This window comes from Nocardioides oleivorans (genome assembly GCF_004137255.1).
Lineage (GTDB): Bacteria > Actinomycetota > Actinomycetes > Propionibacteriales > Nocardioidaceae > Nocardioides > Nocardioides oleivorans.
Genome location: NZ_SDWT01000001.1, coordinates 2,264,157 through 2,277,151 on the forward strand (window position 1 = coordinate 2,264,157; position 12,995 = coordinate 2,277,151).

Below are 12,995 nucleotides of genomic sequence, written 5' to 3' on the forward strand. Positions count from 1 at the left end.
CTCCTGGCGCGGGTTGGACCGCGATCAGCTACGTCCTAGTTTCATGAGCCCTCACTGGAGTTTCACTCTCGCAGACGTCCACTGGGCGTGACAGCAAGCGAGTCGGGCTTCGGTGGTCAGCCAAAGAAGTCAGCGGGCCGATCGCCCAACCGGAGCAGCTCGCGGAGACGCGGAAGCAGGTCGCCGTAGTCGTCGAAGACCGACCACCCGACGTAGGCCGACAGGTCGTCGTCACGCTCACCGTCCTCGTGGCGCCAAGCCGTTGCCGAAAGAAGCGTCGTCACCATCTCGCGTACCTCGTGTTCGAGGCGCCCGGTGACATCCTCCCAGTGCCGCTGAAGGGGATGCCCGGCTGGGAGACCGGTCGGGTGCGTGATGCCATAGACGTCGAGGTCCTCGACCCCGCGGCTTTCGGCGTGGCGGTCGATGAGTGCAGCCACGTCGGCCGGCGGAACAGCCGCCAAGGCGTTGGCGACCAAGGAGATCACGTCCTCGGGAGCAGTCTGGCCGGGGGGACGCTCAGGAAAGTATAGGGTCGTCTCCCACGGGCCGTAGCCGCGCTGCCGACCCTCGACGGTCAGGAGGTCATGCAGTGCGGCAGTCTTGAGGGCAACGCGGACAGACGTCGAGACCAAGTCGATGTTCAGGTCGGGTGATACGTCCTCAAGCAGGCCGGCCGCCAGGTCGTCGCACCTCGACAGCGCGGTCGACCGGCCAGCACCGCGTCCGACCCTCGACAAGCTGGACTCGACTCGGTGCTGCTGGTCGTTTGCGAGATGCAGGTGCTTGGCGTTGAGGTCGAGACCGCTCATCACCTCCTCCCTGGCCGTTGCCATCGATGCCGCGAGCGCACGGACGAGGGGAGTGGCAGGACCGAACGACCCCGCGGCTGAGAAGCTCTCCGCGCTGAGTGCGTCGGCGTCGACCACGAGGTCTGCAGGTACGTCGGCGTGCGGGGGCACTGCGGCGACGAGCTCGCGGCACTTATCGATGAGGTCGAAGAGCTGCGAAGTCTCGATGGGTCTCAGGGGACCGAAGTCGTCGCGACGCAGTTCCCAGGAGACAGCTGCCACCGGAGTGTGGGGAGCCAGCGCGTTCGCGCGCAACTCGATGGCCGTCTCGGGATTGCGAACGGTGAGAAACATGGTCCCGTTGGGCAGGCTGCGCTCGATCGGCACGTCAATCGCGAACGTGCGGCGCGCGGCTGCGTCGAGCACGTCAAGACACATGAGCTGGACGCTGCGCCTCCCGCGCGGCCAGTCGAGGCCAGGATCCATGCCGTGTGTCGGACGTGTCCACACCAGCAGCTCGTGGCCGAGTGGTTCCAGCAGGCCGTCGGAGTAGCCGAACTCCTGCCCGCCCTCGGGCCCGTCGCTCATGTGGATGGAGAACGGTGGGAGATCTGCTACGTAGTCGCGCACAATCGGAATCCTGTCAGGCGAGGTGTCTGGCGACTGGGTACTCGCGCAACAGACTTCAGACGGTCATGTCGTCGTGGACGCCGACCTTCGCGAGTTCGAGCGATCCCTCCGGCAGAATCCAGTAGCGGAGCCGGCGTGCGGCTGGAGTGTTCGAATGGAGGCATTACCCGCCACGCGCGTGCACCGTCATCACTCACCTTCTGCGGCGATCCGCCGGCGTCAGAGCCCGGTCACTCGCTGGCCTGCCCGCATCAGGCGTTCGAGCGGTAGGCCCGGGAACGCCAAGGCGTCCGGGACGATGCCCATGCCGCCCTCGAGCTTGACCATCGCCCGGTCGGCGATGATCCCGGCGACGACGCCCGAAAGCCGTGCGCGCTCCGTCTTGCGCACCACGTCAAACAGTCCGGCGTCCGTCGCCATTCTCAGTGCATCGTCGATCAGCTCGTTGGTCGCCCTCGGCCGCTCGTCGGCACCGTACGCAAATCGCAGGGGGGACCGGCGCGGTTCGCTCGCCCACGCGTGCCCGAGTGGGTACACGCGTCCCAAGCCACCGTAGACCTGGGTCATCGCAGGGAGGTTGTTGGACAACTCCCAGGCGTGAGGGCCTGTCGGCACCAGATAGACATCTGCGATGTCCCTGACCTGGTCGACGATCTCGTCCACGTCGGCGGGACCTGAGATGCGAATGCGTGGTTGCTTAACACCTCACCCGGAGGTCTTCATCCCATCTAGACCCAGCCAGCTGTCATCAACCTCTGTAGTCAGTACCGCGCTAGGAGCCCACCTCGGAGCTTTCTCGAATTGCCGGCGCTCGGTCCTGACGACAGGCACCATTTCCACGCCCACCCTTGGGCACACGCAACGGGGGAAACACCATGAGCAACACTTTCGACATCCGCTACGACCGTCGAGTGTCGGAGCAGTTCCTGCAGTACTTCGCGCCCGACGGCCTCCTGTCCTCCCTGCCGGCGTACGCCAAGAGCGGGCTCTTCCCGCTCGACCTGCGTTTTCGCCGGGCGGCCACTTCGGGGGCCGAGCACGCCACGCTCTACGTCGGCCTGACGTCGGTGCTCGACGTCCACCACACCAAGGTCGGCTCGTTCAAGCTGAAGGCGCACACGACCCACCAGAAGAATGGTGGCTTCGACCCGGCATGGAGCTCCTCGATGACCGTCGACCAGCTCGCACTCGTCTGGCCCGCCGTGGAGCTCTACCTCGACAGGATCATCCCGATCGCGGCTGAGTCACACGGCCGCAAGGAAGGTGCCGTACAGGCGGCGGTCTCTTCTTTCCGCTCTGTAGGCCGGGTGGTCCTGGACCGCGAGGTGACACCGTCGTTCAAGGACAAGGCATTCAAGAAGGAGTTCATGTCGGCGTGCCAGAAGCCGATCCTGGAGGCACTTCAAAATGCGGACCTGGGGTTCAGCAAGGTCCCCACGAAACTCGGCAACGAGTGCGACGCGATCGCCGTCGACGACGGCGGCCGTGTCCTGGCCGTCGAGGTCAAGCCGCTGGGCGTGGGATCGATCGCCTACGTGGTCGCCCAGGCCACGATGTATGCCCGCATCCTGCAGGGCTGGCTCGATGCGGCGGCGTCCGAAGGCGACCGACCCGTGGACGTCCTGCGAGGCATGCTCGACCAGCGCAATGCCGTACGGCTTGCTCCGCAGATGGAGCTGCCCGACGTACTGAGCCCGAAGGTAGTGCCCGTCGTGGCGCTGCAGCGAGGCGCGTCGTCGGAGATGATCCGTCGGATGTGCGTGGTGCGCGACGTGCTCAAGGAGATCGACACCGGTGTGGCCGAGGCGGAGATCTACGAGATCAGCCTGACCGGCGAGTGGATCCCGCTCGACGAGTCGCGGCTGCCGGACGGGCGCCCCAGGGCCCGGCGCAACTACGCGCGGGAGTCCAACCTCCTCGGCCAGCGCTGGAAGCAGTCCAGTGCGGTCCTGCCAGCGGAGGCGAAGGCGCCCGGTGAGGTGCGGGCGCGGGGAGGCGCGATGGTCGAGGTGGACTACGCGCTGCCGAGGGCTTGGGCCACGCACAACCTCCTGCCCGAGGTGCGCGAGCCTGCCCTGGCGCTCTTCGAGCAGCACCAGATCGCGTGGCACCAGTCCATCGACGGCGGGCCGACCAACCACCTGCGGTCGTCCCAGGTGCAGTGCGTCAACGCGCTCGGCCAGATGATGAGTGATCCGGAACGGATCAAGCTCGCCTTCGGCGATGTCCTGGACATCGCCGAGATCCGTGACTTCGGTGAGATCGACGCCGCCGAGAAGGGCCGCTACCTCACCTTCGAGTTCGTCGGGAAGGGCGACTACTTCGGCGAGGGCGTCACGCGAGGCTCACAGTCCACGAGCGTCGACGCTGCCTTCGCCTACACAACCCCGGACGGTAGGGATGCTCTTGCGCTCGTGGAGTGGAAGTTCACGGAGACATACAGAGGTGCCGATCCCAAGGCGGACGCCAAGGCTCCGACACGGCTCAAGCGCTACGAGTCGGCGCTGCGCCACCCCGCCAGCCCGATCGACGTCGCCGACATCGAGCTGACCGACCTGTTCCACGAGCCGGTCTACCAGCTCGTGCGCCAGCAGCTCCTGGCGGCCGAGCTCGAGCGAGACGCCGAGGTCAAGGCCGATCTGATCACGGTCGTACATGTGCTCTCGCCCGACAACCTTGCCTATCAGTCCTCGTACATCTCGCCTGCGCTCCGCCGACGTGGTGCCACGGCGAGCGACGTCTGGGCGTCGCTGCTGCGCACGCCCGACCGCTTCATCGGGCTGGACCCTGCGGTGTTCCTCGACCCTGCGATCACCAGCGAGGAGTACGCACTCCGCTACGGAGGCGGCCGGTGACGAGCGTGCGTCCTGGTGAGGACCAGATGATGCCTCCGCCTTGGCAGCAGGCACCGCGGTCGTACGACCAGCCGCGGGGCACCTGTCCTTCCTGCTCGTCCCCCGAGGTGACTCACCTCGGAATTGGAATGCCCGCCGGTCCCGACGACGGCGCGGGCGACCCTGAGTGGGTCGCGTGGGTCGGGTGCATGCATCCCGGTTACAGCCGCCGCTGCGAGGCGTGTGGCGCGACCTGGACGCCCGAGCAGGCCTTCGCCGACCTGCAGGCGTTGATGGCCGAGGCCGAGGTCGATGACCTCGAGGACCTGTGCGGCTGGCTCTCCGCCGACTACGAGCTCGACGCCTGGGTGATCACGGATGACGACCGCTACTTCGAGGTCGGGTTCAGCGACCGGGGTGTCGCCATCGAGTTCCCGATCGGCGAGCAGGAGTTCTGGGACACCCTCGACGAGCTGCACGACGAGGTCGAGGCGACGCTCGGGGACGTCGTCGAGGACTGACACGGTCGGGCGCATGGAGCTGATCGGGCCCGAAGCGCCGGGTGTGGGTTCTAGGGTGATCGCGCATCACCGGATGTCAACGAGGGAGACCGATGGGAACGCTCAACCGCGTCAGCGTCTGGTTGGGCGTCGTCCTCATCCCGTTGTCGCTGCTGCTCGGCTACATCGGCTATCGCGACCTCGCCGAGGCGTCGATGTCGCGGACCGACGCCGCCTTCGGAGCGATCCAGCTGTTCTTCATGGAGACGCAGACCGATCTGGACCAGCCCCCGGCGGCGCTCAACATCGCTCGTTTCACGGCGCCCCTGTCGCTCGCGGCTGCAACGCTCGCCGCCGTGCTTGCGGTCGCGGGCCAGCAGATCCGGCGGGCCGTCCTCCGGTGGCGGGGCAGGGACCACGTCGTCCTCATCGGCCTGGGCGAGACCGGGACCGAGCTGGCTCGCGCCCTGCGTGAGCGAGACCAGAAGGTGGTCGTCCTGGAGGCGGACCCTGCTCATCCGGCGCTGGCGGAGGTGCAGAACCGAGGCGCTCTGGTGGTGATCGGCGATGCCCGCCAACCGGGTGTGCTTCGGCGGTGTCGTGTGGACACTGCCCAGCAGGTCGTCGTCACGACAGGACTGGACTCGGTCAACGTCGAGGTCTGCGAAGTGCTGACGCACATGGTCAGCGACGCCACGACCGTTCACGCGGCGATCGACGACGAGTCGCTCTGGTCGGTGCTGGGACGGGTCCAGGTGGAGGAGAACAGCGACTCCGGCTCGTTCGACTTCTTCCACGCCGACGACCGCAAGGCCCTCGCCTTCATCGACGTCGTGGACCGCTCACTCGCCGGACCGACGTCGGCGGTGTACCTGACCGGGGAGGGTGCCCTTGCGCAACGGGTGCTCGTGCGCTGGTGTCAGCGACGCCTCGCGGAGGGAACGCACGTCAGTATCCATGTCAGCGCTGAGACGTACTCCGCTGTCGTGGAGCCGATGCTCCGGACCCAGCCATGGCTGGGGTCGGTCGTAAGCGCCGCCGCCACCGTCCCCACGTCGTGCACCGTGGGCATGGTGTGCCGTCAGGGCTTGGACGGTACGGCGCTCAGCGCGGCGCTCAGCATGGCGGGGGAGCGCCACGTGACGGACGTGTTCGTCTGCTCGACCCTGCCGCGAGGTCGAGCAGTGCTGGACCTGAAGGGCGTCTCGGGCAAGATCGTCCTGGTCCCGGCGGGATCTGCCTTTCGCGAGCCGGAGTCGTTCTTCGGTCACTCCTGGATCGAGCTCATGGCCATGGCGCGGCACGAGGACTACTGCGCCAACGAGCGACTGCGAGGCATCACCAGCCGGGACAACCCGTCGCTGGTGGGCTGGCTCGACCTGCCGGAAAGCCTCAAGGACTCCAATCGGCGCTTTGCTGTCGCCGTCGGGACCGTCCTGGGCGACATCGGAGCGGGGCTTGTACCGCTCGGCCGTCCGCTGGACCCCGACGTGATGCCGGTTGGTCATGAGCGGTTGGAGGTGCTTGCGCGACAGGAGCACGACCGCTGGATGAGCGACCTCATCCGCGACGGATGGACGTACTCGTCCGGCCCCAAAAATCCCGAGCGAAAGACACATCCGCTGCTTGTGGGCTGGGAGGAGCTCGACGAGCCGGAGCGTGAGAAGGATCGAGACGCGATCCGGGCGATCCCGCGGATGCTGGCTCGCGTCGGGTACGCCGTCGACGTTCCCACCAGGGACTAGACGAAGACCGCGACGTCTCGCAGGCGGGTGGCGGCTGGGTCGGGGAGGTCGACGTAGGCGAGCACCTCGTCCATGCTGACGTAGCGACCCAGTTGACCGCGCACCTCGACGAGCTTGTCAGCCTGGGCACTGCTGATTCCGCCGTGCTCAGCGAGGGTGTAGGACGGCGCGCTGTTCACGTCCAACAGGCCGCCGTCATCGTAGTCGCGCGTGACGTCCGGCCGTCCGACGCGCATCGACCTGGCCAGCGGTCGATCCTTCTCGACCAAGGCGCGATAGCGGTCGCGAGTATCGCGGCGCATGAGGACGGACTGGGTGCCGGCGAGGGCGACCTGCGGCTTCCTGAAGATCAGGACGACGGCGACCCCGGCCGCGATGGTCAGGAGGAGCAGCGTGCCACCGACGTCGGAAGCGGCGCCAGTCGGCGAGCCGGTGGCGTCCTCGGGGCTCGAGCCGACCAGAACGAACGCGAGCAAGGAGGCTGCCCCAAGTCCCGCTGCGAGCATGTGCATGCGCTTGCGGAAGGTCTTGTCGTACGGGCGACGATTCGCCGCCCATAGGGGTGCAGCAAACGACGCCAGCCCCATGGTGAAGATGCACCAGAGGATCATGGCCCTGGTCGAGCGGCCCGTCTTCTGGGGCGCAGAGGCATCAGCCTGCGGCGACCACGTCGCCGCCGGGGGATACGACGTCCGCGCCGGCGCGGGAGCAGGAGCCCGGGCGTACGAGGGCCGCGGCGCCGCCGCCGGGACGGAAGGCGAGGGGTAGGACGGGGTCGTACGGCTCTTGGCCCACACGGAGCGCGCTGGTCGACGGGCTTGCCGGGGTCGTCCAGACCGAGGCTCCTCCGGTGCTGCATGAGGTAGCGACCGATGATCGTGTGATAGTTCCGCAGCTGCGAGACCTCGGTGTGAGTGGCCAGCACTGCCGGGTGCTCGGACAGGTCCTTGGTCTTGAAGGTCTCCGGCAACGTCGTCATCGCGTAGCGGATGGCCGCATCATCGACGTCGGAGAACGACATGGTCGGCTCAGCCTCGGGTGCGGCTGTGGTCGTAGCGGGGCCACTCAGCTGACGCAGCTGCTGGGTGAGGCGCTCGATGTCGGTGCTCCAACGCTGGTCCGACATCTCGAACGCGTTCAGGCGCGCAAGCCGCTGGATGCTGTCGGGCAGCTCGTCCGGTGTCGGCATCGTGGCGCCCTCGACCAGCACCGGGATGACACGGAGGTGCTTGGCCGCGAGGGCGGACTCCACCTCGAGGCGGACGAAGTCATTGGCTTCGTCGATCCGCCGGAGGTTCGACCCGGGTCGGGCGTCGAGCCAGTTGTCGCCGATGAGGATCAGTGCAACGTGGCACTGCTCGATCTCTCCACGGATGTGCTCCTCGAAGTCGGCTCCGATCGGGATCGAGTCGATGTCCATGAACACCCGCGCCTCCGGGAGCCGGTGGCGCAGACCGTCGTTCAACCCGTTCGCCTGGGACTGACAGTCACTCCGCCGATAGGAGATGAAGATCCGCTGCTCGGCTGTGGTGCTCATGACTTCCCCGTCCGCGTGTGCGATTGCGTGCGACCCATCGTGGTCGACCGGAGTCATTCTCACCGAAGATCGCTCAGCGAGCCGGTGATTCTCCGCTACCTCCCGGAGAGAAATCGCGCGCGTGCATGTGCGAGCAACCCGTGGACACGATTCACGCCCCCACCCACCCCCGCCTCGAAGCCTCGTGCCCGAGCTGGAACCGCGTCACCACAGACGCCCGATCCATGAGTGACGACACCCGCCGCTGCACCGTACGCAGCGACATCCCCAGCTGACCGCCGATCGCCTGGTCGGTGAGCCCGGCGAGCAGGAGAGTCAGGATCCGGGCGTCCACCTCGTCGATCTGGTCGGAGGGCTGGAACGCGCCGGAAGGCAGGACCTCGTTGGACGACGCCCAGACGAGGTCGAAGAGGTGGAGCAGGGCATCCAGCAACCCCGACTCATGCACGAGCAGCGCACCCCCGCCGACGTCGGAGGCGGTCGGTGCGAGGGGCAGGAGAGCGAGGGAGCGGTCGGCGATCATCAGCCGCAGGGGGAGCGAGTCGGCCACCCGCACGGTCTCGCCGGCGGCCACCGACTCGACCACCCGGTCCATGAAGCCCGGCCGCTCGAAGGCGGCCCGTTCGAGTACGACGCGGTACGCCACCCCGCGGGCGAGGGCCACGTCTTCGGAGGCGGAGTTCTCCTCGGCCGTCACGATCGCAACGGACGACTTCACGAGTGCGACGACCTCGGAGGTCGCGCCGCGCTGCATCTGGGCGAAGCGGTCGGCGACGGCCTGCGGGCCTCGTACGACGTCCACGACGTCCGTGCCGGTGCGGTCGGCGACCGAGCCGCGGTACTGCTCGGTCAGCCGGCCGAGCTCGAGCTGGGCGCGGCGGATCTCCTCCTCGCGCTCCACGATCAACGACCCCAGCGCGAGCGACGGGGGAGAGGCGACGAAGTGGTCGCGTTGGCCCGTCGACCGGGCCACCAGGCCTTTCGCCTCCAAGGCGGAGAGCGCCGACGCCAATGACGAGACCGACAGGGTCATCGCCGAGGCCAGGTCCTCTGCGGACGCCGAGGGCAGCGCGACCAGCCGGCGGTAGGCGCCTTCCTCTGTCGCATCCAGTCCGAGCACGTCGAGCATGCTGCCGCCTTCCGGATCGTCTGGTGAGCACGGTCATAGGCGGAGATGTGTCATGGCGTATCTCCGCCATTGAGCAGCGTACTCATCGATGGCAGGTTCATGCCTGCCGCACCCGTCTCGGAAAGGACCTACCCCTGATGTCCCGATCCCTCCCCGGCGTCGCCGGTCTCGCAGCGCTGGCGGTCACCGCCGCTGCGCTGTCGGTGCCCAGCGCCTCGGCCAGCCCGGAAGGCAAGGCCGCACCGCAGCCCGCAGCGCCGAAGAAGACGTCGGTCACCCTGATCACCGGCGACGTCGTCACGCTCGTCGATGACGCGGTGACCATCGACCGCGCGCCGGGCAGCACGGGTGGCGTCCAGACCTACACCGTCGGCGGCGACCTCCACGTCGTACCGGACTCCGCTCTTCCGTTCCTCGCGCAGGACCGCCTCGACGCGGATCTCTTCAACGTGACCGAGCTCGTCGAGCAGGGGTACGACGACGCGTCGGTGTCGAGCATCCCGCTGATCGTCCAGTACGGCCCGGGCGTCCGGGCTGCCTCGAGCCAGGCACCCGAGCACGCCACGAAGAGTGCCGTGCTCACCAGCATCCACGGTGCCGCGATCGCCGCCAGCAAGGACGAGGCCACCGACTTCTGGGCGGACCTGGCCCAGCAGAGCAAGGCCCGCTTCGCCGGCGGCATCGCCAAGATCCACCTCGACGGCAAGGTCGAGGCATCCCTCGCCGACTCCGTCGCGCAGGTCGGCGCACCCGAGGCGTGGGCCGACGGCCTCGACGGCACCGGCACGACCGTCGCCGTGTTGGACACCGGCATCGACCCGACGCACCCGGACGTCGCGGACCAGCTCGCGCAGACCCGGAGCTTCGTGCCCGGGGAGGAGATCACCGACGTCAACGGGCACGGCACCCACGTCGCCTCGACCGTCGCCGGCACGGGTGCCGCGTCGGGTGGCAAGGAGAAGGGCGTTGCGCCCGGCGCCGACCTCGCCATCGGCAAGGTGCTCAACGACGCCGGTTCCGGCGCCGAGTCGTGGATCATCGAGGGGATGGAGTGGGGCGCCTCGGTGGCCCCCGTCGTCTCGATGAGCCTCGGCAGCACCGAGCCCAGCGACGGCACCGACCCGATGGCGCTGGCGGTCGACTCGCTCAGCGCATCGACCGGTGCCCTCTTCGTCATCGCGGCCGGCAACTACGGGCGGGTCAGCGGCATCGGCTCGCCCGGCGCTGCTCAGTCCGCGCTCACCGTCGGCGCGGTCGACGGCAACGACGAGCGGGCGTACTTCCAGGACATGGGCCCGCGCCTCGGCGACGCCGTGGTCAAGCCCGAGATCGTGGCACCCGGCGTCGACATCCTCGCCGCCCGTTCGTCGGCGTCCGCCGAGGGCGAGGGGTCGTACGTCTCCCTCTCCGGTACGTCGATGGCGACGCCGCATGTCGCCGGTGCGGCCGCGATCATCAAGCAGCAGCACCCCGGCTGGACCGGCGCGCAGGTCAAGGACGCGCTCGTCAGCACCGCCAAGCCGCTCGCCGGGCAGACGGCGTACCAGGTCGGCGGCGGTCGCCTCGACGTCCCGTCGGCAGCTTTCGGAGACGTCGTCGCAACCGCAGCCGTCGAGCTCGGGTACGTCGCGTGGGACGCTCCGGCGACCCCGGTCGAGCGCACGATCACCTACACCAACCTCACCGACAGCGACGTGACGCTCGACCTCAGCGCCGCCGTCACCGACGACGCGCTGACGCCGGCGCCCGACGGCCTCGTGAGCCTCGGCCAGCAGCAGGTCACCGTGCCCGCCAACGGCACCGCGGACGTCACGGTCACCGGCAACCCGACCGACGGCGTGGCCGGGACGACGTACTCCGGCACGATCGTCGCCTCCTCCGGCGGCGAGCAGCTCGCGCAGACCGCGGTCGGGATGGTCAAGGAGGCCGAGCGCTACGACCTCGACATCACCGCCCTCGACCGCGGCGGCAAGCCGGTCGGCGGGTTCGTGACGATGTACCGCTACGGGGACCAGTTCGTGCAGACCCTCGAGCTCGACCCGGCCACCGGTCAGGTGCCGACGCAGCGGCTCCAGCCCGGCGTCTACAACGTCACCAGCTGGCTCCCTGTCGATGCGAACGAGAGCGGCGTCGCCCTCGTCGGCAACCCGCACGTCGTGGTCGGCGAGGCAGACCAGACGCTCGTCCTCGACGCCCGCAAGGCGAAGGAGATCTCGGTCAGCACGCCGCGACCCAGCATCGACGGCACGCGCCGCCCCGGCTACGTGCACGACTCGGGGATCGGCGGTGACTTCGCGACCTTCGTCAACCAGTACGACATCTCGCCGGCGATCGAGCGCATGTACGCCGCGCCGACCGGCAAGGTCGCCGGCGCGCGCTACGAGTTCGTGACGCGCTGGCGTCGTACGGCACCGCTCCTGTCCGTCACCGTCGGCGGTCGCGAGCTCGACGCCATGAACATGCCGTCCGCGCGTCGCTGGGACGGCACCACCCGCCTTGCCGCGGTCTCGGTTGGCACCGGTTCGGTCGGTGACTTCACCGGCCGCGACGTCCGCGGCAAGGCGGTGCTGGTCCAGCGGTCCGACGCGATCGAGCCCTACGAGGTGGCCGAGAACGCCGCCCGCGCCGGCGCCCGCGTGGTGGTCGTCGTCAACGACCGCCCGGGCCGGTACGTCGCCTACGCCGGCGGAACCGACCTGCCGATCCTCAGCCTCGCGCAGGCCGACGGGCAGCCGCTGGTCGACAAGCTCGAGCGCGGCCGTCCGGTGACGCTCAAGCTCGACGGCACCGAGCAGGCGGCGTACGTCTACGACCTGGTCCGCTCGTTCGACGGCGAGATCCCGGCTGGGCTGGCGTGGAAGCCGGCGAGGAAGGACCTGGCCACCATCACCAACCGCTTCGTCGGCGAGTCCGGCCGGCTGGCCATCGAGAGCCGCGGCGACTGCCGTGACTGGAACTGGCCGCCGTGCCTGATGGAGAGCGAGCCGGTGCACCTCGGCACCGAGCGCACCGACTACGTCAGCACGCAGGGCGGGACCGAGTGGTACGACGACGTGCAGGACGTCCGCGGCTGGGAGCTGCGCGGCGAGCAGCGGTCGTACCGCCGCGGCGAGCAGGTCACCCGCAGCTGGTTCGACCCGGTCGTCCGGCCGCGCACCGGACCCGGCTACTGGCAGCCGCGACGGGTCGGGAACTTCTTCGCCGTCAACGTGCCCACCGCCAGCACCGGTGTCGACGGAGTCACCGGCGGGATGCTCGACGAGGGATCGACGGTGGAGACGCGCCTCTACGCCGGCGCCACGCTCGTCGACGAGGGTCCCTCCCAGGCGATCCAGACCGACATGCCGGCAGTCGACGGCTGGGGCGACTACCGCTTCGAGATGGACACGACCCGCCCGGCGGCGTGGAAGCTCGGCACACGTACATCGACCGAGTGGGAGTTCCGTGCGCAGACCACCGAGTCCGACGACTGGGTCAACCTGCCGCTGCTCCAGCTCGACTACTCGCTCGACACGGACCTCAACGGTCGGTTGAACGGTCGGTGGCAGGAGATAGGGCTCTCCGCCGCCTTCCCGCCCGATGTCGAGGGCGCGGGACGGGTGAGGAAGCAGGCGACGCTCGAGGTGTCGTACGACGACGGGGCCACCTGGCAGCGAGTCGAGCTCGACCCCGAGAGGGCCGGCTCGTGGTCAGGCTCGGTGCGGATTCCGGCGAGGGTCACCCACCTCTCGCTCCGCGCCACGGCCTCGGACGACGCGGGCAACCGCGTCGTGCAGGAGGTGATCCGCGCCGCTGGGGTGCGTTGATCACCTGAGGACGCCCGCCGAGG

General features: G+C 68.8%; 9 protein-coding genes. 4 read left to right on the top strand and 5 right to left on the bottom strand.

Annotation, left to right across the window (positions count from 1 at the left end):
* Nucleotides 1-116: 116 nt before the first annotated feature.
* Nucleotides 117-1,421, bottom strand: a complete 1,305-nt coding sequence (locus EUA93_RS10810; RefSeq protein ID WP_129400144.1) for a hypothetical protein — start codon at nt 1,419-1,421, stop codon at nt 117-119.
* A 219-nt stretch (nt 1,422-1,640) separates the two neighbouring features.
* Complete coding sequence (locus tag EUA93_RS10815; RefSeq protein ID WP_129400145.1) at nt 1,641-2,084, bottom strand: hypothetical protein; 444 nt, start codon at nt 2,082-2,084, stop codon at nt 1,641-1,643.
* 212 nt (nt 2,085-2,296) lie between these two features.
* On the opposite strand from EUA93_RS10815, the gene EUA93_RS10820 reads away from it, so the two are divergent.
* The 3 genes from EUA93_RS10820 to EUA93_RS10830 all read left to right on the top strand — a co-directional run bounded on the left by EUA93_RS10820 (nt 2,297) and on the right by EUA93_RS10830 (nt 6,500).
* The gene (locus EUA93_RS10820) at nt 2,297-4,276 is read left to right on the top strand and encodes a PGN_0703 family putative restriction endonuclease (protein WP_129400146.1); all 1,980 of its coding nucleotides are present in this window, start codon (nt 2,297-2,299) and stop codon (nt 4,274-4,276) included.
* Between the two features lie 128 nt (nt 4,277-4,404).
* Nucleotides 4,405-4,776 (top strand): hypothetical protein, encoded by a 372-nt coding sequence (locus EUA93_RS10825; RefSeq protein ID WP_129400147.1) that lies wholly within the window; start codon nt 4,405-4,407, stop codon nt 4,774-4,776.
* Between the two features lie 92 nt (nt 4,777-4,868).
* Nucleotides 4,869-6,500: an NAD-binding protein gene (locus EUA93_RS10830; protein ID WP_129400148.1), complete on the top strand. Its 1,632-nt coding sequence runs from the start codon at nt 4,869-4,871 to the stop codon at nt 6,498-6,500.
* Here the strand turns inward: EUA93_RS10830 and EUA93_RS10835 are convergent.
* The 3 genes from EUA93_RS10835 to EUA93_RS10845 all read right to left on the bottom strand — a co-directional run bounded on the left by EUA93_RS10835 (nt 6,497) and on the right by EUA93_RS10845 (nt 9,166).
* Entirely contained in the window at nt 6,497-7,111 is a 615-nt protein-coding gene (locus EUA93_RS10835) for a ComEA family DNA-binding protein (RefSeq protein ID WP_129400149.1), read from the bottom strand. The two genes, EUA93_RS10830 and EUA93_RS10835, sit on opposite strands and share 4 nt — an antisense overlap.
* A complete protein-coding gene (locus EUA93_RS10840) occupies nt 7,108-8,037 on the bottom strand; it encodes a toll/interleukin-1 receptor domain-containing protein (protein WP_165355129.1) in 930 nt (309 codons plus the stop codon). Before EUA93_RS10840 ends, EUA93_RS10835 begins: the two co-directional genes overlap by 4 nt.
* Before the next feature lie 151 nt (nt 8,038-8,188).
* On the bottom strand, nt 8,189-9,166 hold the full coding sequence (locus EUA93_RS10845) for a helix-turn-helix domain-containing protein (protein ID WP_129400151.1): 978 nt from the start codon (nt 9,164-9,166) through the stop codon (nt 8,189-8,191).
* Between the two features lie 137 nt (nt 9,167-9,303).
* Here EUA93_RS10845 and EUA93_RS10850 point away from each other — a divergent pair, with 137 nt between their 5' ends.
* Nucleotides 9,304-12,972: a S8 family serine peptidase gene (locus EUA93_RS10850; protein WP_165355130.1), complete on the top strand. Its 3,669-nt coding sequence runs from the start codon at nt 9,304-9,306 to the stop codon at nt 12,970-12,972.
* The last annotated feature ends 23 nt before the right edge of the window (nt 12,973-12,995 follow it).

Coding starts and splice junctions, on each gene's coding strand:
- EUA93_RS10825 (WP_129400147.1), top strand. CDS start 4,405: ATGCCCGCCGGTCCCGACGACGGCGCGGGCGACCCTGAGTGGGTCGCG.
- EUA93_RS10835 (WP_129400149.1), bottom strand. CDS start 7,111: ATGATCCTCTGGTGCATCTTCACCATGGGGCTGGCGTCGTTTGCTGCA.
- EUA93_RS10850 (WP_165355130.1), top strand. CDS start 9,304: ATGTCCCGATCCCTCCCCGGCGTCGCCGGTCTCGCAGCGCTGGCGGTC.
- EUA93_RS10820 (WP_129400146.1), top strand. CDS start 2,297: ATGAGCAACACTTTCGACATCCGCTACGACCGTCGAGTGTCGGAGCAG.
- EUA93_RS10830 (WP_129400148.1), top strand. CDS start 4,869: ATGGGAACGCTCAACCGCGTCAGCGTCTGGTTGGGCGTCGTCCTCATC.
- EUA93_RS10845 (WP_129400151.1), bottom strand. CDS start 9,166: ATGCTCGACGTGCTCGGACTGGATGCGACAGAGGAAGGCGCCTACCGC.
- EUA93_RS10840 (WP_165355129.1), bottom strand. CDS start 8,037: ATGAGCACCACAGCCGAGCAGCGGATCTTCATCTCCTATCGGCGGAGT.